The organism is Streptomyces sp. NPDC001157 (assembly GCF_053598255.1).
Map to the genome: position 1 here is coordinate 131,938 of NZ_JBSFJW010000001.1, position 25,247 is coordinate 157,184.

13 protein-coding genes and 1 pseudogene are annotated in these 25,247 nt (G+C 71.3%); 4 read left to right on the forward strand and 10 right to left on the reverse strand.

Features of this window, described 5'->3' with window-relative positions:
- Nucleotides 1-68: 68 nt before the first annotated feature.
- The gene (locus ACWDAG_RS00515; protein WP_450693371.1) at nucleotides 69-1,460 is read right to left on the reverse strand and encodes a hypothetical protein; all 1,392 of its coding nucleotides are present in this window, start codon (nucleotides 1,458-1,460) and stop codon (nucleotides 69-71) included.
- A 3,217-nt stretch (nucleotides 1,461-4,677) separates the two neighbouring features.
- On the opposite strand from ACWDAG_RS00515, the gene ACWDAG_RS00520 reads away from it, so the two are divergent.
- Both ACWDAG_RS00520 and ACWDAG_RS00525 read left to right on the forward strand, forming a co-directional pair.
- Nucleotides 4,678-5,385 (forward strand): hypothetical protein, encoded by a 708-nt coding sequence (locus ACWDAG_RS00520; RefSeq protein ID WP_450693372.1) that lies wholly within the window; start codon nucleotides 4,678-4,680, stop codon nucleotides 5,383-5,385.
- Nucleotides 5,386-5,577: 192 nt separating this feature from the next.
- The gene (locus ACWDAG_RS00525) at nucleotides 5,578-5,916 is read left to right on the forward strand and encodes a hypothetical protein (protein WP_450693373.1); all 339 of its coding nucleotides are present in this window, start codon (nucleotides 5,578-5,580) and stop codon (nucleotides 5,914-5,916) included.
- 318 nt (nucleotides 5,917-6,234) lie between these two features.
- On the opposite strand, the gene ACWDAG_RS00530 is transcribed toward ACWDAG_RS00525, so the two are convergent.
- The 9 genes from ACWDAG_RS00530 to ACWDAG_RS00570 form a co-directional block, all read right to left on the reverse strand.
- Nucleotides 6,235-6,780, reverse strand: a complete 546-nt coding sequence (locus ACWDAG_RS00530; RefSeq protein WP_450693374.1) for a hypothetical protein — start codon at nucleotides 6,778-6,780, stop codon at nucleotides 6,235-6,237.
- Nucleotides 6,780-7,070 carry a WXG100 family type VII secretion target gene (locus ACWDAG_RS00535; protein WP_450693375.1) on the reverse strand — a complete coding sequence of 97 codons (291 nt, stop codon included), beginning with the start codon at nucleotides 7,068-7,070 and terminating at the stop codon, nucleotides 6,780-6,782. The genes ACWDAG_RS00530 and ACWDAG_RS00535 overlap by 1 nt, the downstream gene beginning before the upstream one ends.
- Before the next feature lie 54 nt (nucleotides 7,071-7,124).
- On the reverse strand, nucleotides 7,125-7,460 hold the full coding sequence (locus ACWDAG_RS00540) for a WXG100 family type VII secretion target (RefSeq protein WP_450693376.1): 336 nt from the start codon (nucleotides 7,458-7,460) through the stop codon (nucleotides 7,125-7,127).
- 134 nt (nucleotides 7,461-7,594) lie between these two features.
- Complete coding sequence (locus ACWDAG_RS00545; RefSeq protein ID WP_450693377.1) at nucleotides 7,595-10,903, reverse strand: right-handed parallel beta-helix repeat-containing protein; 3,309 nt, start codon at nucleotides 10,901-10,903, stop codon at nucleotides 7,595-7,597.
- On the reverse strand, nucleotides 10,900-13,977 hold the full coding sequence (locus tag ACWDAG_RS00550; RefSeq protein WP_450693378.1) for a hypothetical protein: 3,078 nt from the start codon (nucleotides 13,975-13,977) through the stop codon (nucleotides 10,900-10,902). Before ACWDAG_RS00550 ends, ACWDAG_RS00545 begins: the two co-directional genes overlap by 4 nt.
- Before the next feature lie 10 nt (nucleotides 13,978-13,987).
- Nucleotides 13,988-15,325, reverse strand: coding sequence for a type VII secretion protein EccB (gene eccB / locus ACWDAG_RS00555; RefSeq protein WP_450693379.1), 1,338 nt, complete (start codon nucleotides 15,323-15,325; stop codon nucleotides 13,988-13,990).
- Nucleotides 15,326-15,335: 10 nt separating this feature from the next.
- Entirely contained in the window at nucleotides 15,336-16,742 is a 1,407-nt protein-coding gene (gene eccD / locus ACWDAG_RS00560) for a type VII secretion integral membrane protein EccD (protein WP_450693380.1), read from the reverse strand.
- 133 nt (nucleotides 16,743-16,875) lie between these two features.
- Nucleotides 16,876-20,856, reverse strand: coding sequence for a type VII secretion protein EccCa (gene eccCa, locus ACWDAG_RS00565; RefSeq protein ID WP_450693381.1), 3,981 nt, complete (start codon nucleotides 20,854-20,856; stop codon nucleotides 16,876-16,878).
- A 43-nt stretch (nucleotides 20,857-20,899) separates the two neighbouring features.
- The gene (locus tag ACWDAG_RS00570; protein ID WP_450693382.1) at nucleotides 20,900-21,574 is read right to left on the reverse strand and encodes a response regulator transcription factor; all 675 of its coding nucleotides are present in this window, start codon (nucleotides 21,572-21,574) and stop codon (nucleotides 20,900-20,902) included.
- Between the two features lie 792 nt (nucleotides 21,575-22,366).
- On the opposite strand from ACWDAG_RS00570, the pseudogene ACWDAG_RS00575 reads away from it, so the two are divergent.
- Together ACWDAG_RS00575 and ACWDAG_RS00580 are read left to right on the forward strand one after the other, a co-directional pair.
- Nucleotides 22,367-22,672, forward strand: a pseudogene (locus tag ACWDAG_RS00575) (MBL fold metallo-hydrolase); the annotation flags it as partial.
- 270 nt (nucleotides 22,673-22,942) lie between these two features.
- Complete coding sequence (locus ACWDAG_RS00580) at nucleotides 22,943-25,237, forward strand: transglycosylase domain-containing protein (protein ID WP_450693383.1); 2,295 nt, start codon at nucleotides 22,943-22,945, stop codon at nucleotides 25,235-25,237.
- The last annotated feature ends 10 nt before the right edge of the window (nucleotides 25,238-25,247 follow it).

Below are 25,247 nucleotides of genomic sequence, written 5' to 3' on the forward strand. Positions count from 1 at the left end.
ACGCGGCGGCTGATCCCGACGCGCTCCGCCGCACCGTCACCGCACCGCAGCGTCACGGCGCCGCACGGTCAGCCGAGCGCGTCGGCCTGGTCGGGGACGGCGCCCCAGGAATCGGCGCCCTGCCTCAGCAGGTCGGCGATGCCGTGGCTGCTCTTCGCCTCCTCGCCGTCCTCCTCCGTCTCCTCCGCCTGCTCGTCCTCCTCCTCGTCGTCGGGCACCTCCGCGGTGCTGAGCAGCATCCCGGCGTACCCGGTGACCGGCATCGGCGGCTGTTCGGCGGCTGCGGCCTGGGAGCGGTCGGGCCGCCAGGTGGCCAGGGCCGGAGCGGTGACGGGCTCGGCGGAGCTGATGTCGGGGGCGGGGGTCTGCGGGAAGCCGAGCCCGGCGGCGAAGGCCGCGCCGTCCTCGTCTCTCCACCCCGGCTCCTTGGCAGCGGTGTCCGTGCCGTCCTGCTGGTGCTGCTGCTCGTCCCCGTCGGCGTCCATGCCTGCCTCGGGCACCGCGCCGTCCTCGTCGCTCCACCCGTCGTCGTCGCTGAGGACGTACTTGGGCAGGAGCTCTTCCTCCTCCTCGTCCTCGGTACGGCGTCCGCCGGGCGCCCACAGCATCGCGGGGTCGGAGGCCTCCCAGGCGCTGGTGTCCTCCACGGTCTCCGCACTGCGGACCACCGCGACACGCTCCTCGGCGAGCTCGTCCGACGTCGCGGACGCGGCACCGCGGAGAATCGCCCCTCCGGCGGGGGCCCCCTGCGTCTCGCTCGGCAGGTCCTCGGCTCCGGGATCGGCCCAGCCGTTCTCGGTGTCCCCCAGCAGCCCCGAGGAGTCCGAGCGCTCGTCGGTCCCCCGGGGGGCCCCGCCGGACGCCCCGTACGGCGGCATCATGCCGCCTCCCTGAGCAGCCGCTTCCTCGGATGCCGTGGCCGCACCGAGACCGGCCTCCTCGGCGCCCTCCGGTGCGCCGGCGACCGTCTCGCCCTCGGCGGGCACCGACGCCCCGGCGACCCCCACGCGCGCGGCGGTGGGCAGCGGACCCGGACGTACCACGGTGGGCTCTTCCACCCCGTCCTCCTGGGTCGTCGCCGGTACCGGCGGTGCCGGCGGGGTCGGCTGAGCGGCGCCGGTCAGCGTGCCGGGCAGAGGAAGCAGAGGGGGAACGAGCACGGCGTCGTCGTCATGCTCCTCCTTCTTCTTGGGCGCGGGCATGCCGGCACCCGTCACGCCGGGGAGCGCCACACCATCGACGTCGGCATCTGGCGACACCGTCGCACCGGCGCTCTGGTGCACCAGTCCGGGACCGCCCGCGGACGCCCCTCCGGACGGGGAGACCTCGCCGTCACCGGGTACGTCGCCGTGTGCATCCGCCCACGGCTCGACGCCGCGCGACACCAGTCCGGAGGCGTCCGAACGGTGCTCCTCCTTCGGCGCACCACCAGCGCCCGGCGCCATGGGCATGAACGGCATCCCTCCACCAGCACCTTCCGGCACCGCCACCGAGACGGGAGTCGCGCCGGCGCCTGTGCCGCGCACCCCGCCACCGCCGGCGCTGCCGTGGCCCAGTGAGCCGGCCGGCACAGGGGAAACAGACTCGTGCGGCACCGACCCGCTCGGCACCGACATGTGCGGCGCGGACCCTATGGGCGTCGACATGTGCGGTACGGATCCAGCGGGGAGCGACCCCTCGGGCAACGGCGGCACCGACCCCGGCACAGACCCAGCGGGCACCGACGCGTGCGGCGCAGACCCGGGGGACAACGACCCCTGGGGCAACGGCGACACCGACCCGCTGGACACCGACTCACGCGGCACAGACCCGGCCGGTAGCGACCCACCAGGCACGGACGCCTGCGGCACAGAGCCGGGGGCCAACGACCCCTCGGGCAACGGCGACACCGACCCGGTCGGCACCGACCCAGCGCCCTGGCCCGGCATCACCAACCCAGGCCCACCGGCACCAGCACCCGCGCTCGGCGACAGCTCACCCTCAACGGGCGACACCACACCCTTACCCGCCCACGGCTCAACACCACCCGCCACCAAACCGGAAGCGTCCGAACGGTGCTCCTCCTTCGACGCACCACCACCCGGAGACATCGGCATGAACGGCATCCCCGCACCCATGCCAGCACCGGCACCGGCACCGGGCCCGTCCGGGACAGATCCCAGGCTAGGAACCCCACCCAAGGACACACCGCCGGCACCAACACCAGACCCAGCACCGCGCGCCCCGACACCACCACGACCCAACAGGTCAGACGGCAACGGAGAAGCAGAGACGTGCGGCACCGACACATGCGACACAGACCCGGGGGCCAACGACCCCTCAGGCAACGGCGACACAGAGCCAGGCACGGACCCAGTGGGCACCGACGCCTGCGGCACAGAGCCGGGGGCCAACGACCCCTCGGGCAACGGCGACACCGACCCGCTCGGCACCGACCCAGCGCCCTGGCCCGGCATCACCAACCCAGGCCCACCGGCACCAGCACCCGCGCTCGGCGACAGCTCACCCTCAACGGGCGACACCGCGCCCTTGCCCGCCCACGGCTCAACACCACGCGACACCAAACCGGAAGCGTCCGAACGGTGCTCCTCCTTCGACGCACCACCACCCGGAGACATCGGCATGAACGGCATCCCCGCACCCATGCCAGCACCCGTACCAACACCAGCCCCAGCACCGGCGACATTCCCCTCCGGCGCGGGAATCCCGCCCAACGACACACCACCAGCACCAGAGCCGGCACCAACACCGCGCACCCCGACACCACCATGACCCAACAAGTCAGACGGCAACGGAGAAACAGACACACCCGGCGGCACCGCAACATGCGACACAGACCCGGGGGCCAACGACCCCTCGGGCAACGGCGACACCGACTCCGGCGCAGATCCAGCGGGCACCGACACATGTGACACAGACCCGGAGGGCAGAGCCCCGTCGGGCAACGGCGACACCGACCCGGACGGCACCGACCCAGCGCCCTGGCCCGGCATCACCAACCCAGGCCCACCGGCACCAGCACCCGCCGTCGGCGACACCTCACCCTCAACGGGCAACACCACACCCTTACCCGACCACGGCTCAACACCACGCCCCACCAAACCGGAAGCGTCCGAGCGGTGCTCCTCCTTCGGCGCACCACCACCCGGCGACATCGGCATGAGCGGCATCCCCGCGCCCATGCCAGCACCCGTACCAACACCAGCCCCAGCACCGGCGACATTCCCCTCCGGCGCGGGAACCCCGCCCAACGAGACACCACCAGCGCCAACACCAGACCCAGCACCAGCGCCGCGCACCCCAGCACCACCATGACCCAACAAGTCAGACGGCAACGGAGAAGCAGAGACGTGCGGCACCGACACATGCGACACAGACCCGGGGGCCAACGACCCCTCAGGCAACGGCGACACAGAGCCAGGCAGCGACGCACCCGGCACGGACGCGGTGGGCAGCGACCCGTCAGGCAGCGGCATCACCAGCCCAGGCCCGCCGGCACCAGCACCCGCGCTCGGCGACAGCTCACCCTCAACGGGCGACACCGCGCCCTTGCCCGCCCACGGCTCAACACCACGCGCCACCAAACCGGAAGCGTCCGAACGGTGCTCCTCCTTCGACGCACCACCAGCACCCGGCGACATCGGCATGAACGGCATCCCCGCACCAGCACCCGTACCAGCACCAGTCCCCTCCGGAACAGACCCCAGACCAGGAAGCCCACCCAACGACACACCACCAGCACCAACACCGGCACCGCGCACCCCTACACCACCAGCACCACCATGACCCAACAAGTCAGACGGCAACGGAGAAGCAGAGACGTGCGGCACCGACCCGGAGGGCACCGACAGGTGAGGCACGGATCCGGCGGGCAGCGACCCACCCGGCACCGACACATGCGACACAGAACCGGGGGCCAACGCCCCCTCGGGCAACGGCGACACCGACCCGGACGGCACCGACCCAGCGCCCTGGCCCGGCATCACCAACCCAGGCCCACCGGCACCAGCACCCGCGCTCGGCGACACCTCACCCTCAACGGGCGACACCACACCCTTGCCCGCCCACGGCTCAACACCACGCGACACCAAACCGGAAGCGTCCGAACGGTGCTCCTCCTTCGACGCACCACCACCCGGAGACATCGGCATGAACGGCATCCCCGCACCCATGCCAGCACCCGTACCAACACCGTGCACCCCGGCACCATCCGCACCACCATGACCCAACAAGTCAGACGGCAACGGCGAAACAGCCACCCCCGGCACCGACCCACCCGGCGCCGTCACCCCGCTCGTCGGCACATGCGACGAGAGGGACACGGGCTTGATACCTGCGAGGCCGCCGGCCGGCACGCTCACGCCGCCCGCGTTGACATCCTGCGAGGTGGGAAGCACGCCCCCGACCTTGCTGCCCTTCAGCAAACCCGACGGCATCGGCGACGGAGAGCCGAGAGTGGGCGACGTACGCTCATCGGCGGCGCCCTTGCGCCGGCTCGACGGCATGGTCGGCAGAGGCATCGCACCAGGGTCGACCAAGCCCCCCGTGGGCGACAGCCCTCCACCGGTGGTCGGGAGCGAGCCGAGGGAGACGGGCTTGACGCCTGCGAGGCCGCCGGCCGGCACGCTCACGCCACCCGCGTTGACACCCTGCGGCGAGGGAAGCCCACTCCCGAGCTTGCTGCCCTTCAGCAAACCCGACGGCATCGGCGACGGAGAGCCGATCGACGGCGACGAGGGCCCGCCCTTGATCCCGGGCGCCGTCGGCAACGTCGCGTCCGGCGCGGAGCCAGGGTTGAGGGCCGCGTGCATCGCGGGGTCCAGTTTCCCGGGGAAGGGCGCGGGTGACGGCATGGACCCCGGCAGCGGCGAGTTCACCGGCGCCGAAGCCAGCTTGGCCGACGTCACCGGCGAGCTGCCCGGCAACCCCATCGGCGGCACCCCGAGCACCGGAGAATCGACCGGCGCACCACCCGGAGCGCCCAGCGGGTCTTGCACCGGCGCCGAGGCCAACTGGGTCGGCGTAACCGGCGAGTTGCTGGGCAACCCCATCGGCGGCGCCCCCAGCACCGGAGAGTTCAGCGACGTACCGCCGCCGATGCCCGACGGATCCGGCAAACCCGACGCACTCGGGGCACCCTGCAGCGCGGGCCCCCCGAGTCCCCCCGGGGAGAAGGGCGTCGGAGACGACAACGGGGGCACGGATATCGGCGACGAGGGCCCCACCGGTGCGGATATCGGGGACGAGGACAACTGGGGTACGGATACCGTCTGCGAGAACCCCGGGGACGGGGACAGCGAAGGCACGGATACCGGGGACGGGGACACCGAGGGGATGGTCGGCGTGGGGGGCGTCTTGATGGGGGGGAGAGCACCGCCGGGGTGAACATCCGGCAGCGGTTGGATCTCCGGCGGCGTGAGATTGGGGTTCGGACCGCTGGTCGGAGACGTGACGTTCTCCGGGGAAACCTGGCTGAGCGTGCGCGTCTGGAGGGAGTACTGCCGGGCCAGCGAATGCAGCACAGTGCGCATGTCGTCCGTCATCATCTTGACGATCTGAGGGTTCCGGCTGACCGGAATGAGCCCGTTGTCCATCGGCTCGATGCCGAGGTTCAGTGCCTGCTGCGCGTACCAGTGGTCGATGGTGGCGATGTTCGCCTGGGCCACCGCGAGGTTGTTGCCGGCGTCGACGAGGGTCTGCGCGACCGATGCGCCCATACTGCCCCCGGACAGCGCGTTGGCGCCGGACGCCACCTGCTTGGAGAAGGTCTGCATCATGGTCATGAAGGAGTCCGCCGCGGCACCCTTCCACGGTGCGTCCTGGTGGCCGGCCAGCGCGTTGGCCTGCGCGACGATGTTCTGCGAGACCATCTGCAGGACTTCCTGCACGAACTGGAAGGTGTCACCGGCGTCATAGAGGCTCTGCGGGGAGACCACGCTCTCGGCCCGGTGCGCGTCCTGCTGGGAAGGAAGATTCGAACCACCGACGATGACCGCTTCGATCTGTTTCCAGTTCCAGGTGTCGTAGTCATTCGTGGACCCCATGACGGAGTTGTTGCCGAAGATCCCGGAGGTGTCCGACTCCTGGGTGGTGTTGCCGGTGTTGTAGTCCTTGCTTTCGGGTTTCCATCCCATGGCGTCCAAGCTCCCGTTCGTGCCTGTATGGGCAAACGCCTAAAGCGGCGTCAGGTACACACCCACCTGACGCCGCCTGCGGCAGCCGTACGGCTTGTTCTCATCCACCAGTGCCCATCTTGCTGAAATCGCCCTGTGCGGACTGCATTGCGTTGTTCAGATCCTCCGCCGTCATCTTGGCCTCTTCTTCGGTGGTCTTGTACTTGGCGCTCAGCTGGCGTACGCCGGCGCTGAGATCTGCCAGACCCTGGCCGAGATCGTGGAGTATCTTGATGTATTTGTCCTGGAGCCCCGAGTCACCGTTGGCTCCGCAGGTGACCTGCCGAAGTGCGTAGCCGTCGTAGAAGGCGCCGGGATTGACCCGTTCAAGCTGCATGAGCTTTTTGTACGCCTCCGTCACCGGCCCGGCCAGCTTTTCCATGTTGTCGGCGAAGAGTTCCATGGACGGCGTGTCGACGGACGTCTTCCTTCCGCCGGCCGAACCGCCGGGAACCTTCGGCGGTGTGGGGTCGTGCCGCTGCGGCCCGGATCGCGTCTGCGGCGCGTGGAACGTCGTCGGATCCCACTCCTTCGGCGACGACTGGGGCTGCTCCTTGCCGTACGAACCGCCGTTGTCGCCCCAGTCGAGGGAATTGGTATCCGGCATCAGTGGTTCCAGATGTTCACGCCGGACCGCTCACCGTCGGCGTAGTGGCCGGTGATCTGGTTCAGTGCCATCTGGGCGTTGGCGGCCTGCGTGGCCATGTCTGCGGCGCCATTGGCCCAGATGCTGCGCTGCTGGTCGAACAGGTCGCGCGCGCCGCTCTCCCACTCGACAATCGACTTCATGGTGCCGCTCTGCAGTTGCTCCAGGAAGTCGTTGATCCGATGAGAGATGGTGCCCATCTGGGTGACTGCCTCTTCGAGGCCATCGAACTGGAGGCTGTAATCCGCCATTTGATTCTCCTATTCCTTTTCTGCGGGAGGGGGAGGGGGGAAGGTGACTGTTTCTCAGAAACCGGGGAGGGTCGGAGTGGTGATTCCGGCAGCGGCCTGCTGGGCGCGCTGGATGGTCGCCTGGTTCGTCTGGTCCAACACGTTGGTGTTCTGGGTCAGAGCGTTTTCCATGCCGTTGAGGACCTGGACCACCTTGTTGAAGTCCGCGAGCCAGCTCTGCAGTGCCCGGTCGAATGACTGGTAAGCCTCTCCGCTCCACACGGACGAGATGTTGCTGACCGTCTGGGACATCGACCTGTACTGGCTGTTGAAGTTGGCGACGCCATTCGAGAAGACGTTGATGGCCTGCCGGAGTCCGGCAAGATCGACCTGTGTCATGTTGCCTGCCATGGAATCCTCCTGTTCGGGTTTCGAGTTCCTGGTGGAACCTTCTGCTCATACTTTCTCGGAGCCCGGCGGCGAATGGAATGGCATTCGGCGTCCCTTGCCCGGTCCACCAGCGATCGTTGCCCCGACGACTCCCGTCAGGCGCCTGCGCCCGCGCCCGCCAGAGCCGGGCTGCCCTCCTGCCCAGGCGCCTGACCTGCGCCGACGGTCCCGGCGGCGTCCTCGCGGAGGGCCGGCCGGATGGCGGGAGAGTCGGCCGCGGTCAGACGTTCGGCGAATCGGTGCGCCCCGTACGACCCCGCCGGAGGAGGCGAGTCGGTGAAGTGCTCGACGAGTGAGCCGCGCACATGGTCCTCGACCGTGAATCCACGAACGGTCAGGTACCGCAGGGAGAGTTCCGCCAGCTCCGCTCCGGAGTAGTCGGGGAACGGCAGGTACTCGGCGAAGCACGTGGCCAGTTCGGAGCCCGGTGGCGCGTTCAGTGCCTCCGCGAGGGTCGACTGCTCACCGCAGAGCACCACCGCCACCTCGGCGTTGGCCGCCGCGGCGGCGCGCAGGGCGCCCGTCACGGCGCTGCGTTCCGCCTCCGGGCGGGCCTGGAACGCCTCGTCCAGTTCGAGCAGCAGCAGCCCGCCGGCGGCCTCGTCGAAGAGGGCGGCGGCGTACGCCTCGGCCTGCTCCCGCCAGCGCGCCGGGAACGCCGAGAGGGCCTGCCGGTGTACCGCGCCGGTCGCCAGGAGGCCGTGCTCGGCGAGGCAGCGGGCGTACAGGCAGGCCACGGCGCTGCGGCCGCTGCCCTGCTTGCCGGCGAACACCAGGTTCATCAGCCCCGCGACCGGCTGGCGCTGCCGGTGCAACTCCGCGAGTCCGGCGAGGCGTTCGAGCAACGAGGTGCGGACCGTTTCCAGCCCGACCAGGTTCGCCAGGCGCCGGCTGCTGCGTGGGACCGGCTGCGGGTTGCCCCCGGAGCTGGGTGCGGCGGGCTCGGCGCCGGGCGCGGTCTCCACGTCGTCGGCCGTCAGGCGTGTGAACTCGCAGTCTTCCGCGGGGGGTTGGGTGGCCAGCCGGGATGCCTGCCGGTTGATCATCGACTCGAACAGCTGGCGGGCCACACGGCCGTTGCCGAACGTCGGCCCCTTCGGGATCCGCTCGAAGTAGGCGGTGAGGGCGTCCAGCGCGGAGTCGGTGAGCTCGTAGTAGTGCTTGCCGCACAGGCCTCGGACGATCGTCACGAGCTCGTCCACCGAGTAGTTGGGGAACTCGACGGTGCGCGAGAAGCGTGACGCCATGCCGGGGTTGGAGGACAGGAACTGGTCCATCTGCTCGGAGTAGCCGGCGACGATGACCACGATCTCGTCCCGGTGGTCCTCCATGAGCTTCATGAGGGTCTCGACGGCCTCCTGGCCGAAGTCGGGGCCGCTCCCCTTGGCCTGGCTGGTCAGGGTGTAGGCCTCGTCGATGAAGAGCACGCCGCCGATCGCCTTGGTGAAGACCTCCGTGGTCTTGATGGCCGTGGCGCCGATGTACTGCGCGACGAGATCGGCGCGCGCGACCTCCACGATGTGGCCCTGGCTGAGGATGCCCAGTTCGGCGAGGACCGCGCCGTAGAGCCGGGCCACCGTCGTCTTGCCCGTGCCCGGGGGGCCGGCGAACACCAGGTGCCGGCTCATCGGGGGCATGGGCAGGCCCATCTCCTCCCGGCGCTGAGCCATCTTGTTGAGGTTGATGAGGCCGGTGACCTCCTGTTTGACGCTCTCCAGCCCGACCAGCGCGTCGAGTTCGGCGAGCGGTCCGGTGCCGGTGTGCTGCGCGCTCTCCGGCGCGCCCGGCTCCTGCGCGCCGTCCTGCGGCCGCTGCTTCCCCTTCGGCCCGGACTTGGTCTTCCGGTCGCCGCCGGTCAGGTTGGTGGCGGTGAACTGCGGGTTGTCCCGGAGCTGGTGCACCTGCCGGCCGCCGTTGTCCCGCACCTCGCAGTCGCGGACGACGACGGGCTCCTCGGTGTTGGTGCGTACGCCGTCCCCGGCGTTGTCGAAGATCGTGCAGTTGCTGACCTCGGCCCGCGCCTTGGCCTGGATGTTGAGGCCGTGCCCGCGGGCACTGTGCACCCGGCATCCGATCGCCGTGACCGATCCGCCACCGGTCACCCGGACGCCGTCGGTCCCGGAGCCGGCGATCTCGCTGTCGCGCAGGGTGAGCGTCGCGCCGGTCCCGATGAGGATCTCGCAGCCATGGAGCCAGGCGGACACCACCTCCGCGGAGCCGTCGGTCACGGAGATGCCGGAGCCGCCGGCGGTGCGCAGGCGCAGCCCCTGGAACGTACCGGTCCCCTTCTCGGCCAGCTCGACCGCGTTCGCCCGGTCGGTGGCGATCTCACTGTCCCGCAGCGCGACCTTGGCGGCGCCCGCCACCCGTAGTCCGATGCCGGCGCCCTCGGCCACCGTCAGCCGTTCCAGCTCGGCGGTGGCGCCGTCCGAGACGACCACGGCGGCCTCGGCCGCCCCGCGTACGGACAGTTGTCTGAGGTCGGCCGTACTGCCGCCGTCCACGGCCACGCCCACCGACGCCTGCGTGATCTCGCAGTTCTCCAGCCGGGGCCGCGACTTGCCGGTGATGCGGACCGCGGTACGGCCGGGGGCGGCGACGTGGCACTCCTTGAGCAGCGGACTCGCACCGCCGGCGATGTGCACCGACTCCGCCCCGGACCCGGAGAACCGGCACCCGGCGAGGGTGATCCGGCCCTTGCCGGTGAGGTACGCGTCCACGCTCACGCTGTCCGTCACGGTGAGGCCGGACACCTCGGCCGCGCCGTTCTGCTCGACGACCAGAGCCGGCTTGCCGCTCCCGGTGATCTTCGTGTCCTGGATCTGCGCGTGCCCGTGTCCGTTGACGCAGATCCCGTTGCCCGCGGCCCGGTCGACGACGCTCTTGCGGACCGTCAGCCGCCCGCTCTCGGCGACCACGATGGACGACGAGCGGGTCTCCTTCACGACGGTCCGCTCGACGGTGTTGCCACCGGCCGAGGTCACCACGATCCCGGCGCCCTGCGCCTCGTCGATCCGGCAGTCCCGTGCCACCAGCGTTCCCTGGTGCCACGCCAGGATCGCCGTCCAGCCCGCGCCGGTGATCCGGCAGGTGTCCAGTGCGGCCTCGCCGCGCCGGATCTCGACGGCGGCCGTGTCGTCGTCCCCACCGGAGATCGTCAGCCCTGAGAGCTGCACGGCCTCGGCGTCGATGACGACGGCGCTTCCCGAGCGCGCGCGGATGAGTACCTCGCCCGCGCCGCTCTCGGCGGCGACGGTCACCATGCGCGTGATGACCAGCGCTTCCTCGTACGTCCCTGTGGCTACGGTGATCAGCGCGTCGTCGGAGGCGGCCCGCAGTGCCTCGCCGATGGACTGGTAGGCGCCGGGTCGGTCCGGGGAGACCAGCAGGACCTGCCTCGTCATGGCGTCGTTCCCTTCCTGGGTGGTGCTGTGTCGGCGCCGCGCCGTGCTGCGCTGCGGTCGGTGAGGATCAGCCCCGGCGGATGGCGCAGCGCGCCGACGGCCGTCGCCGGGAGCCGTACGGCGGGTTTGGTGTCCCGCCACTCCGTGGCGGCCTGCTCCAGCCGGGTGAGGGCGATGTCGTCCAGTGGGAGGCGGCGCAGGTCGACGTTCCCGTCCGCGCCGATCTCCGGCCCCGTCAGCTCCCGCAGCAGCAGTACGCGCCGTTCCTCGTCGCGCACCCCGAGCACCTTGAAGCTGGTGCCGGGCAGGTAGAACACCCGGTCGGGGACGGTGGGGTCCAGCAGCGCGGTGCGGCGCGCGGTCATCGACCAGATCAGTACGTCGACGTCGCCGGGCAGGTCCGGATGCGCGGTGGTCAGCGCGGAGCAGAACGCCCACTCGGTGACGACCCGCCGCTTGCCGTACCACTGCCACTCCGCCTCGCTCAGCGTGGTGCGCAGCATCGTGGCACCGCGATAGGAGGGCAGTCGGCGCAGCCCTGACGCCACGCAACGCGCCAGCGGCACGTGCGGGCCGACGGCCGCGCTGCGCACGGCGCTGTCGATCCGGTCGGTTCCGCCGGACAGGTACAGCCGGACCGCGACCAGGTCGGTGACCACATCGTCGGCCGACTGCCGGGAGCCGCCGCGCAGCCCGGGCGACTCGGACAGCACCCGCGCCACGTGGTTCGCGGCGGCGTCGTACTGCTGCTGGAACGTCCGCCGCAACCAGGCGCGCTCCTGCTCGATGCCGCGCTCCGGGAGTGCGGCGCAGGCTTCGGCGGTGGGCACGGGTTGCACGCGGACCGCCGACCGCTGGGCCTTGGGCCGCGCGGCGGGCGGGGCACCCGGCCCGGGGGCGGGCGTCGTCGAAGGGCCGGGCTCAGGGGGCGCCGACGGCACCGGGGCAGCCGTCGCAGGAGGTACAGGGGATGACGTCGGTGCCGGTGCCGCAGGGGGCGGGGGTGAGGTCCGCGGCGCCCGGTGGACGTCGGGCTCGGGATCGACGGTGTCCGCATCGGTGGCGGGAGCGTCGGCCCCAGCGGACGGCACCTCGGCCCCACCGGCTGAAGCAAGATCGGCCGCACCACCGGAAGAGCCCTCGGCCGATTCGGCAGGCGCGGGCCCGGATGGCGGGGCGGACTCCAGGCGAAGGCCCCGCGGGCGGATGGGCGCCGGTAGGGACGGCGTCGCCTGCGCGGTCGGTGCGCCCGGCGTCGCCGGACCGGTGATCGGGGCTTCGGCCGCGCCGGGCACGGGACCCGCCCCCCCGACGTCAGGGGTCGACGCGTGCGCCTTCTCCTCGTCGACGGTCCCTGGGCCGTCCGTCGCGTGTTCCGGTACGGGGCCGACAGGCCCCGGCGCACCTGTGGCAGACGCCGGTACGGCCGCGGGCACACCCTCCCCCGCCTCGGGCACCGCCGCCCCGGTCGCCGACAGCGCACCGCCGACTCCGGGAACTCCACCGCCGGCTCCGGGCACCCCGCTCGCAGGTCCCCTCGGGCCCCGCGCAGGATCAGACGCTCCCGCCTCCGGATCAGCCGCTCCTGCCACAGCCCCCCGCGCGGACTCCGCGGCTCCACCCGCAACCCCCGGCGGCGAACCGAGCCCCTCAGAGCCCGCGGGCGCCTCAGACCCCGCGAACCCGCCAGAACCCGCAGTGCCCTGCCCTCCGGCCCCGCTCCACGGCGCTGCCGCACCCAACTCCTCCAAGGAGCCCCCGCCGGAGTCCGTCTCGGGGATGTGCTTCGGAGCGGGCAGCACCCGGCAGCGCTCGCCGAGCAGCGGATCGAGACCCCGCCGTACCTCTTCGGCCAGCGACCGCATCCGCTCCGCCGACTCGGGGGTGCCCGCGTCGAAGTGGATGACCATGCGGGCCGGATCGCCGGGTACGCGGTGCACCGCGGGGGCGTCGGCCGACGCTGTCGGTGGCCGTAGCCACAGACCGCTCTGGGTCACCTCCAGAACGGCGTCGGGCGTGTACCGGTAGACACCCGGCGCGACCTCCGGCAGGCCGTCCGCCGGCGCACGGCGGCCACGCAGCTCGGGCGGCGGCGCGACGCCACCGGTCGCACCCACGGGCCGGTAGACCATCTCGCGCACGAGGGCGGGCGGGCCGGGTGTGCCGTCGGCGCCGGGCACGCGCAGTTGGGGCCCGTCGGTGCCCGGCTCGCCGGGCGTCGGCAGCCCGGCGTAGACGGTGATCTCATGGCCGAACCGGTCGGCCAGCACCTGACCGAGTGCGCTGCCCTCCGGCACGGCGATCGGCCCGTAGGGCGCGAAGCGCACCAGCGGCCGGGCGTCCGGCGCGACGCATCCCCACAGTCGTTCGATGTCCCTCAGCGACAGGTCCGGGCCGCCGGGGCAACCCAGCACCACGGTGAGCCGGTCGGACTGGCTGAGCAGACCGACCGCCAGCCGCCTGCGGTGGACGTCATGCTCGCTGTCCTGCTGGTCGGACCGCCTGATCCAGATGCCGGCGGGCAGCGGTTCGGCCGTTGCTTCCGCACTGGTCGCGAAGGAGCGCTGCGGTACGGCCTCGTCCCAGCCCGGCACGGGAAAGCGGCGCGACACCCGGGTGACGCGCATGTGCGACACGAGCCGTGACCAGGCGGAGGGGTGGCTCGGGTGGAAGCCCAGCCACCCCGAACCGGCGTCCTCCGGCACGAAGAGCACGCCTCCGGGGGCGGGAAGCATCCAGCCGTCCGGAGCGAGCACGGTCCGCTCGAGCCGGTCGGCCAGGAGTTGCCCGACCTTCTGCGCGCTCGCGCGACACGGTCGGCCCGTGATCAGCCGGAAGGACCGACCCCGGCGTCTGAGCAGGCGGGCGACCGACTCCCAGTCCTCGGCCGGCGGGTCCTCCGGGAGGTCGACGACGACCAGGGTGTGCTCGGGGTCGTGGGCCAGTCCGCCGACGAAGGCTCGCACCTGTGGGTTGAGCTTCCCCTCGGGATGGACCAGCAGCGCATCGCCGATGCTGCGGCATTCCAGGGGCGTACGGTTCACGTCGCTCGGCCCTCGCTCGAGTTGCACCATGTCGCGCCCCCTAGCCCGCACGGGCCGTGACGGCGGCCCGGGCCTTGTTGGTGTCCAGCGTCGGGCCGGTGGGGGCCAGGTCGAGCAGTTGCCCGGGCAGGGTCCGCACCTTGGCCTGGCCGTATCCGAGCGCCGTGAGCGCGTTGCTGTCGGCGAGCGGGTACTTCTCGCCGCTGTCGGTGACCAGGAAGATCCGCGAGGCCGGGTCGGACGCCGTCTGCGCGGACCGTGCCGTGACGAGCAGGCCCTTGGCCGGGGGCACGTACAGACCGGAGGGCCGTGAACCGGCGACGGGCTCGGTGACGACCGAGCCGCCGGTGGAGCTGTCGGCCTTCTGCAGCACGCACAGGGCCGAGTCGCCGGGATCGAAAGCCGGCCTCGACAGGAGGTCGGGCACGGCGGTCAGCAGGGAGCGATCCCGCGAGAGCGGGGCCGCCGCGATGTCGGCCGCGCTCACCTGCCTCGGCGTGCTGGTGCCGGGTACGGCGCTGAGCAGGGCGAACTCGGTGCGGTTGACCGGGGCGAGGCCGTCGGACCGCAGCACGTACATCTCCTGGGCGCCGGCGGCCGTGGTCTGGAACAGCTGCCCCACCTTCGCGGACCGGCCGGCCACCGACCGGCCCCGGGAACCCGCCCCGGGGATGTGCGGAGCGCTCAGCGTCCCGCCGGACGGCAGTCGGGCCAGCCACGCCGAGGAGACCGGGACGGTCGGCTGGGCCATCAGGCCGAGCGCGACCAGTTCGCCACGGGAGCGCAGCTTGAGCGTCCGGCCGTTCCACAGGATGTACGTGGTGCGATCCGGCCCGGAGAGCAGGATCCGCCGGTTGCCCGGGACGGGCGTGGCGCGGCCGGCGGGGGCCAGGTCCACCAGGGTGTGCGCGCTGCCGGGCGGCAGGCACACCGCGCGGTCTCCGGAGAGCAGGTCGGCGGCGCCCGGCACGTCGTCGGGTGCGCCGAGGATGCCGAGCTGCGGGCCGCGCCGGACGTCCGCGAGGGATGCCCGTGCGACGGAGACGGTCTTGCCGCCGTTCCCGGCGGCCAGCAACGCGGAGGCGTAGTTGGCCATGGGGTAGAGCTGCTCGTCGATGTAGAGGTACCGGTTGCCGGTCTCCTGCTCGATGACGATCGCCCCGGGACTGCGCCAGGCCGTGCTCTCCTTCGGGCTGATCAGGCCGTAGACCGCGAAGCCCGCGGCGAGCAGGGCCGCGACCAGCGCGCCGAACTGCATGCCGAGGCTCCCGCGTCGCATGGGGACCTCGACCGGGCCGGGGTCACCGGCCACCAGCGCCGACACGAGCCGGCCGACGGCGAAACGGTGTGCCTGGACGTGATCGCGTCGATTCTGCACCGCAGCCCCCTCAGCCGGCCAGCGAGCGGAAGTACGCGTACGCGTCCAGGACCTGCAGCAGCAGCGGGATGAGGGCGAGGGCCGTGAGGCCCTCGAGGATTTCGCCGAGCCGCCCCCAGATGGGCCGCAGCCTCGCTCCGGGCAGTCGCGAGGCACCCGTCAGCAGCAGCGCGGCGGCGGCGCACAGCCCGAGCATGGCGGCGGCCCGTGCCGGCGGGGAGGCATGGAGCGCGAAGGACAGCACGACCAGGATCGCCCCCAGCCCGCCGGCGACCACCAGCGCGATGCGCTGCACCGCGTTGCCCACGCCGCGTGCGCGCAGCAGCACCGCCGCGCTGAACACGCCGGCGAACAGCGGGCCCGACCAGTGCGGGACCTGCACCAGCAGCGCGAAGGCCACCGTGAGGACACCGGCGGCGGAGAGGGAGTAGACACCGAGGTAGCCGTCCGCGACCGCGACCCGGCGGGTGACCAGGGCCTCCGGCAGCGGGTCGATGCCCTGCTGGAGCTCCTCGGAGTTGTGCGGGAGCGCCACCACGCGCAGTCTGGCCGCGAACAGCGCCAGTCGCGGCAGGACCGGGGACACGGCGAACATGGCCGCTGCGAGGACCGCGGCGACCTGCGTGGCGTCCCACGCCAGGACGATCGACAGGAACGACCCGATCTCGACCGTGCCGGCCAGCATGAGCAGGGGGCCGAACACCGCGATCGGCACCCTGCCGGTGGCCAGGACCGCGGCGGCCGCCACTCCGGTCAGCGCGGCGGTGACCAGCCCGTCGAGTCGTCCCGGTACCAGCAGCCCGGCCGGGCCGGCCGCCACGGACAGTCCGGCCAACGCGGCGAACAGGCATGCCCCGAGGCCGGTGATGGTCCCTGTGGCACGGTCCTGGAGCGTCTTGGTGACCATGGCGCAGCCGACGACCAGTCCCAGGGCGAGCACACCGCAGGTGAGCCCGGTCAGCAGGTGCGGGCGGGCGGCGACGACCAGGGCGGCGAGGGACGCCAGTGTCAGACAGGCCAGCAGGAGGCAGAGCAGCCGGGTCAGCTCCGGTCGCCAGCGGTCGCGTCGGGCGTTGATCGTGGTGGCGACCCCGTCGGCCACGTCGTCGAACTGCAGCTCCGACAGAAGGGCGTCCTTCGGCCGCAGGTACAGGATGTCGCCGTCGCGCAGGCCGAGGGAGTCCGGGGTGCCGTCCAGGTCGAGCGCGGCCTCGCCGAGCCGCTGGAGCGCCCAGCTGCCGCCGAGTTCCTCCTCGCTGACGGCCCGCTTCAGCACCACGGGCAGGATGCTGCCGACCGTGGCGGAGAGGGGGACCGCGAGGTCGGTGCGGCCCTTGGCCGCGCTGATGGTCAGCCTGCAGACGTCGGCGGTCCCCCAGGGCCCGGTACGAGTGGGGGACGACGCGGCGGTGCTCATGATTCTCCTGCGGTGCAAGGACGGGGAAACAGCGATGCGGTGCGCGGGCGCCGTGTGCGAGGTGCGGGGGGCCCGGAGGGCCGGTTCATGACGGGGACGCCGGTCCGGTTCATGACGGTGCCGCCGGTCCGGTTCATGACGGTGCCGCCAGTCCGGTCTGGAGCAGCCCGACCCCGCGCCGGGTGACGATCTGGGCGCGGCCGGGGGGCAGGGTGCGCGGCTTGGCCTCGCCGATGAACTTGCCCTCCTCCTTGGGGTAGGAGAAGAGCAGCGCCGGGGTTCCCAGTTCCCACATCCGGCGCAGCAGCGGGTCCATCATGGCGCGCATCGCTCCGGAGGTGCTGCGCGCGACGACGATGTGCAGTCCGATGTTGGCCGCCTGGGACAGCAGCGGCACCATGGACGACATCGGGTTGTCCATGGCACTGCCGGTGGCGAACAGGTCGTAGTCGTCGATGAGCATGAACAGCCGCGGCCCCTGCCACCAGTCGCGCTGCGCCAGCCGCTCGGGGGCGATGTCGGGGCCGGGCACCCGGCCGCTCACCGACACCGCCGCGCTGCCCGCCAGTTCCGCCAGTGCCTCGGTGCCCACGGCGTAGCCGACGCGGTATTCCTCGGGGACGTCCCGCAGGAGCTGCCGTCCGGGGTCGGCGAGCAGGATGCGTGCCTCGGCGGGGGTGTAGCGGGCGGTGACCGCCTTGGCGACCAGGCGCAGCGCGTTGGTCTTGCCGGTGGCGTCGTCGCCGAAGGCCATCAGGTGCGGCAGCTTCTCGAAGTCGTGCCATACGGGCTGCAGGCGCTTCTCGTCCCAGCCCAGGCAGGCACGCAGGTCGCCGTCCGGCGGCGGCAGTTGGTCGACCGGAAGGCTGGTGGGCAGCAGCCGGACGCCGGGGGCCGAGCGGCCGGTCCAGAACGTCTCGATCTCCGCCGCCGCGGACTTGGTCGCGGTGGTGAGGTCCTCGATGGCCGACGAGCCGTCGAGGCGGGGCAGCGTGGACAGGAAGTGGTGGCCCGAGCTGGTGAGACCGCGGCCGGGGCGGGGGGGCACTCCGGCGGCCTGACGTGTGCCGACCTCGGACTCCATGCTGTCGCCGAGGCGGAGTTCGAGCTTGGTTCCCATCAGGTCGCGCTGCTTGGGGCGGATCTCCGACCAGCGGACCGCCGAGGCGACCACGTGCACGCCGAAGGAGAGGCCGCGGGCGGCCAGGTCGGCGACACGGTCCTCCAGTTCGTCGAAGTCCTGCCGGAGGGTGGACCACCCGTCGACCACGAAGAAGACGTCGCCGTACGGGTCGTCGATCTGCCCGCTCCTGCGCAGTGCGCGGTATGCGGACATCGACTCCAGTCCCATGCTGGTGAAGAGCTCCTCGCGCGTCTCCAGTACCTGGGTCATCTCCTCGACGGTGCGCAGTACCCGGTCGCGTTCGAGGCGGGTGGCGACCGAGCCGACGTGCGGCAGGCCCGCGATGGAGACGAGGCCGCCGCCGCCGAAGTCCAGACAGTAGAACTGGACCTCTTCCGGGGTGTGCGTCAGGGCGAGGGAGAGGATCAGGCTGCGCAGCAGGGTGGACTTGCCGGTCTGCGGGGCTCCCGCGATGCCGACGTGTCCGTCGGCTCCGGAGAGGTCGGCGACCAGCAGTTCGCGTGCCTGCTCGTAGGGGCGGTCCACCATGCCGAGCGGTACTTTCAGGGCACCGAGCGCCGGGTAGTCGCTCGCGCTCATTCCGCGCACCGGGTCGGGCACGATGCCCGGCAGCAACTGGTCCAGGCTCGGCGACTCGTCCAGCGGCGGCAGCCACACCTGGCGGGCGGGCGGGCCGGCGTCGGTGAGCCGGTCGATCATGATGTCGAGCAGGCTCTCGGAGCTCTCGGACTGCTCCTCGTCGTGGTCCGGTCCGTCCGGTTCCGGTGCGCCGGCCGCCATGTCGGCGGCGTCCTGGCCGGCCGGCAGCGGCGGCCGCTGCTCCAGCCCGAACGGGACGATCTCGGCGGCCGGTCCGCTGGGACCATCGCCCGTGGAGGAGTGGGTCTGCGGCTGCGGACAGGGTCCGGAGACGTAAGCGGCCTTGAACCGCACCAGGTTGGTGGTGTCGACCTTGAGATAGCCGTGGCCGGGCGCCGAGGGCAGCTCGTAGGCTCCCGTGATGCCGATCACGCTGCGCGACTCCATGGAGGAGAAGGTGCGCAGGGCGATCCGGTAGGACAGGTGGCCGGCGACCTTGTGGATGCTGCCTTCGTCGAGGCGCTGCGAGGCGAGCAGCAGGTGCACGCCGAGGCTTCGCCCGACGCGTCCGATCATCACGAACAGCTCGATGAACTCCGGCTTGCTGGAGAGCAGTTCGGAGAACTCGTCGACGATGAGGAGCAGCGAGGGCATCGGGGCGAGCCGGGCGCCGCCGAGCCGGGCCTTCTCGTAGTCGAAGAGGTTGGCGTAGCCGGCCTCGCGGAGCAGTTCCTGGCGGCGGATCACCTCACCCTGGAGCGAGTCGCGCATCCGGTCGACCAGCGGCAGCTCGTCGGCCAGGTTGGTGATGACGGCGGAGGTGTGCGGCAGCTTCTCCATGTTGAGGAAGGTGGCGCCGCCCTTGAAGTCGACCAGGACGAGATTGAGGATCTCGGAGGAGTGGGTCGCGCACAGGCCGAGGACCAGCGTGCGCAGGAGTTCGCTCTTGCCGGACCCGGTGGCGCCGATCAGCAGGCCGTGTGGCCCCATGCCGCTCTGGGCGGACTCCTTGAAGTCCAGCTCGACGACCTCGCCGTCCTCGGTCACTCCGAGGGGCACCCGCAGCCGGGCGTGCTGAGGGGTGCGCGGCCGCCACTGGCCGGTGACGTCGAATGCCCGCGGGTCGCGGATGCCGAGCAGGGCGGTCAGGTCGAAGTCGTTCTCGAAGGGTTCGTCGACCAGGTCCACGATCCCGCTGGTGCGCATCGGCGCCAGGTATCTGGCCAGGCGCTCGGCCGCGGCCGGGCTCAGCTCGTCGGCCCGCGCGGACGCGGTCGAGTCACCGGAGGGGAAGCTCACCCGGCCCTTCTCGGCGGTCAGCCGCAGCACCTTGGGGCCACCGGTCATGGCGCCGGTCAGGTCCAGCAGGACGACATTGCGCAGTCCGGCGCCGAGCAGCCTGGACCCGGGTGGGATCCGCTCCCCCACGGCGACGATCACCACGAACGGCTCGGACGTGCTGGGGGCCTCCGACTTGTCGTGGTCGGGGCGGTCGCTGACGTCCTGGCCGAGGAGCTCCATGAGTGCGTCGTGGTCGGTGGCGACGAGCCGCAACGCACCGGCCGCGTCGCCCTCGCGCGGGTGCGCGTTGTGCGGCAGCCACTTCACCCAGTCCCAGTCCGCCCGCCTGCGCTCGTCGGTGAGTACGGCTATCCGCAGTTCGTCCGGCGAGTGGAAGACGGCCAGCTGGCAGAGGATCGCCCGGACCATGCCGTAGGCGGCGGTGCCGTCCCCGGCGAACTCGACGCTGCTGAAGCTGCGCAGTGAGACGGGGACGGCCATGCCCTCGACCGTCTGGTGGGCCTTGATGAACCTGCGCAGCGAGATCGCCGTGAGGGGTTCGAGGTCCTCGACGGGCTTGGTCTCGGGGGGTACGAAGCGCAGCGCGGCGCGCCGTGAGCCGAGCCCGACCCGGACCCGGGCGAAGTCGTCATGGCTGGCGCGGCGCTCCCACAGCCGGGGACCCATCGCCAGGGACCACAGGTCCTGGGGTTCCGGATGGTCCCAGCGGACCGCGGCCCGCTGCTCGGCCGCCGCATCCCTGGCCTGCTTGCGCAGTTGGGCGAGATAGCGCAGGTAGTCCCGACGCTCGGCCCGCATCCGGCGTTTGCGTTCCTTGCCGGACTGCCCGAGCTGGGTCAGGCTCATGGCGATCATGGAGATGCCCATCATCCCGGACATCATGTACGTGGTGGGCGAACCGTGGCCCATGGAGAGCCCCACGGCCATGACCGCCGAGCCCAGTCCCATGGGGAGGAAGGCCAGGGCGGACCCGAAGTCGGCACTCGCCGGCTCGCCGAGCACAGGCGGCTCGGCGAGCTCGATCTCGCCCTCGGGCATCTCGGGCCCGGTCGCGCGCGATCCGCGCTTCACCGCCACCGTGTTCGTCATCGTCGTCCTCCACCGGACAGCCCGCGGGAGCGCTCCCAACAGCTCACAGCGCCCCGCACCGCATCGCATAGGCGACCGCGTGCGAGCGGTTGCGCAGGTTCAACCGCGTCAGCATGCCGCTGACGATGTTCTTGATGGTCCGTTCCGAGTAGTTGAGCTGCTGCGCGATCTCCACGGTGTCCAGGCCGTCGGCGAGCAGCCTCAGGACCTCGACCTCCCTCTCCTGGAGACCGCCGACGGTCAGGCCCTGCGGCACCAGCACGGTGCGCTGGATCGTCCGGACCTGCTCAAGCAGCCATCCGACCATCTTCTCGGGGACGACGGCCCGGTCCCTGCTGCAGTCCCGGATGGCCTTGACCACCCGGTCCCGGTCGGCCTCCTCGCGCGGCAAGAAGCTCACCAAGCCGCTGCTGACAGCCCGCATCAGATGGTGTTCGCCGATGGTCTCGGCGACGAGCACGATGCGCATCTCAGGGTTGGTCGACTCCGAGGCGGAACGTTCCATCCAGCGGACGACCTCCTCAGTGGTCTCGTGGACCGTCACCAGCAGGACGTCGGCCTCGCATCTTCGCTCCGGCGGGAGCAACGTGATCCCGGGCATGGAGCGCAGACAGGCGACGGCACCCTCGCCGGTGACGGGGTCACCGGCGTGCACGGCCACGCCGATCACCTCGCGCCGCTCCCTCACCGGGTTCACCTCTGCCGTGCGGGCGGTCATATCGTCCTGCCCGCGTCGGCCGGGTGGTGCGCGTCAGCCACGATGGGCACCGCAGGGGAACAGACACTGCTCATGGACGCTCCAAACTGTGGTGGTGCAGCCCCCCAAACCTCGCCGCGCACCCAGATGTTGACGTGTCCCCCACCATGTCGAACGAACCGGAACGACCCGGCGAGGGTAAGCGGTTAACTTCTAAGGCACTTCACATAGGGCGGTCAAGCAAAGGTTGGGTAATTCGGATCCTCGGAGACACCCCGGAATTCCCGGCCGACCGACGACTTACCGGTACGGTGCACAAGAGGCGGCCACCGCGGCAATGACACCTTGAGCAAACGTGAGCCACTTCATGGAATGTTCACCAGAAGGTCACCCGGACCTGGCGACAATTGAGGAAATGTCGGATTCGTCGCCTGCTTTCATCGCCCCTTATGGCATATGGAGCGCCCGGTTCACCCCGGCCCGACAGCACCCTCTTCACCATCACCCGCCGGGCGGCAGAAGGATGTGAGGTCCATCACCCAGGACCGCGCCCCGGCCACGAAATAATAACGAAACCCAAACTTGGAACCGGTATAGATCGAGGGCGCGTCTGGACCTGGCGAAAAGGTAAGCGGAATCGTCGGCGGCGAGTAATTCCATGCCTTTCCGGCCGCGCACCCCTCACAAACTAACGGGTATGTGATTCCTAAACTATCAATGCGGCAGACGACCCAAAGGCGGAGTGGGGCCCGGCCCGGACTTCCACTTCGGTGCGAGGCCGTCGCCTTCCCCGAGGCGAAGTTCGTCGCCACCCTCCTCGGCGGCGTCCTGCTCTTCCAGCAGGAGCACGTCCGGGTCGCCGACACCCCCACCCCCGGCGACCGCGCCGCCTGGATCGATCTCCTCGACGAGATGGCCGCCCTCGACCCGCAGTTGGTGGTCCCCGGCCACCGCCTGCCGGGCGCGCCCGCCGACGCCTCCGCCATCGCCGCCACCCGCGCGTACCTGCTCGCCTTCGAGGAGGAGCTGGACAGGGCGGCCGACGGCGCGGCACTGACCGAGGCGCAGGTCGAGCGCCACCCGGGCCACGGTATGCAGATCGCCGCCAAGAACGGTGCGGTACGAGGCCATGACTCCGTAAGGCAGCCGGAGGCGGCCAACTCCCCCCGGACTGTGGACCCGTTCGTCCTGCCGGGCATGGGTCGAGGACCCGACCCATCCCGCGGACAGGCGGTCGCACAAACCACCCGGCACCGGCATGGTTCAGCCATAAAGGGGAAAATGCTATTCCATTAGTGGTATTTACGGCACTTCGGAGCGGCGCGCCGCGTCCGGTACGCGCCCCGAGGCGCACCCCCCGACCCTGCCGGCCCGAAGAACGGCGCAGGTATGAACAAGGGGGACGGCGAGTCCGCTGGGAGACCGGTTGCCGCCTGGCGCAGGCAACTGCGCAGTGCACGGCAGACCCGTCGGCGCGCCCGTCTGCTGCGCAAGGCGGCACGTGAGGCGATGCCCTGGTGGCGCAGGATGTTCCCCACCTGGCGCATGGTTCTCAGCGGCCTGCTCACCATGATCCTGCTCGTGGTCGCGGCGTTCTTCGCGCTGTACGTGACCGTCCAGGTCCCCGACCCCAACGCCGCGGCGGTGAGCCAGAGCAACGTCTACTACTACGCCGACGGCACCGAGATCGGCCGCACGGGCGCGGTCAACCGCGAATCGCTGCCGCTGTCGGAGATCTCCGTCAGCATGCAGCACGCCGTGGTCGCCGCGGAGGACCGGACGTTCTACTCCAACCAGGGCGTGGACGCCCGCGGCATCCTGCGCGCGGCATGGAGCACCGTCACCGGCAGAGGGCTGCAGGGCGGTTCCACCATCACCCAGCAGTACGTGCGGAACTACTACCTCACCCGTGAGCAGACCCTCGACCGCAAGGTCAGAGAGGCCATCATCGCGATCAAGGTCAACGAGACGCAGAGCAAGGACTCGGTCATGGCCGGGTACCTGAACACCAGTTACTTCGGCCGCAACGCCTACGGCATCCGTGCCGCCGCCCAGGCCTACTACGGCATCCGCGCCTCCCAGCTCAGCGTTCCTCAGAGCGCCTACCTCGCCGCGCTGCTCAAGGCACCCAGCAGCTACGACGTCTCCACGGCGACCCCGGCCCTCAGGGCGGCGGCCGTCGCCCGCTGGAACTACGTCCTGGACGGCATGGTCGGCCTGGGCTACCTGGACAAGGACCGGCGCGCCGAAATGACCTTCCCGGAACCGAGGGCGCCGCGGCCCACCCCCGGGGTCGGCGGCCAGGCCGGGTACCTCATCGACATCGCCCGCAGATACCTGATCGACCACGACATCGTCGACGAGGCCACGCTCGGCTCGGGCGGCTGGCAGATCACCACCACCTTCGTGAAGAAGGACCAGCAGGCGCTGGTCACGGCGGTGAAGAAGGGCCTGCGGAACCTGCCGGACACCCGTCAGGCCAGGTCCATCCGGGTCGGCGCGGCATCCGTGGACCCGTCGACGGGACGGATCGTCGCCGCCTACGGCGGACCCGACTACGCCGTCCGCCCCTACAACGACGCCGTCCGGCACGACCTCCAGGTCGGTTCCACCTTCAAGCCGTTCGACCTCGCGGCCGCACTGCAGCACCACGCCACCACCCAGGACGGCCGCGCCATCACCCCCCGAACCCGGTACGACGGCACCAGCCGCCACTGTGTGCAGGGCCTGCCGCGCGGTTTCCACTACTGCCCGCCCAACGAGGACGACCGCGACTACGGCCGGATCAGCCTGCGTACGGCGATGATGAAGTCGGTCAACGCCGTGTACGCGCAGGAGGGCGCCGACGCCGGTCTGACCCGTGTCCGCAAGGCCGCCGTCGCCGCCGGACTGCCCGCCGACACACCCGACATGGGCGCCACACCCGCCCTGACCCTCGGTGTGGCCACGCCCAGTCCGCTCGACATGGCCGGCGCGTACGCGACCTTCGACCACCACGGCCGGCACATCGCTCCGTGGGCGGTGCAACAGCTCACCCGTGACAACAAGCCGTACGACCTGCCCGGTCACGAGGCCACCCGGGCGTTCTCCCGCGCCACGGCCGACCAGGTCACCGCGGTGCTCAAGGGTGTCGTCAGCCCCGAGGGCACCGGCTATCTGGCCACCGCCCTGGGCCGGCCGGCCGCGGGAAAGACCGGCACGACGGACGACAACCTCTCGGCCTGGTTCGTCGGCTACACGCCCGAACTGACCACATCCGTGGCCATGTTCGCCGAGCAGCCCACGGACCACACCCGGATCTCCCTCGGCGACGCCGCCGGCATCAGCCGGGTCAACGGCGGCTCCTATCCGACCCGGATCTGGACGGCGTACATGTCCGCCGCGCTGAAGAACCGACCGGTGCACGACTTCCGGCTCGAGCTGCCCGCGCAGGCCCACACCCCGAGAACCGAGGCCAGGCCACACCCCACGAACCCACCGAGCCACACCACGGCCCCCACCCACAGGCCGCCCACGACTCCCGCCCCCACGACCACGCCCAAGCCGCCGCAGAGCACGCCCCCGGCGACCACGACGCCCCCCACACCCACGCCGACCGAGACCGGACCGCCCACACCCACGGACCCGCCATCGACCCCGACAACGCCACCGAGCGGGACGAGCACCAGTCCCCCGCCGCCCTGACGCAGGCACC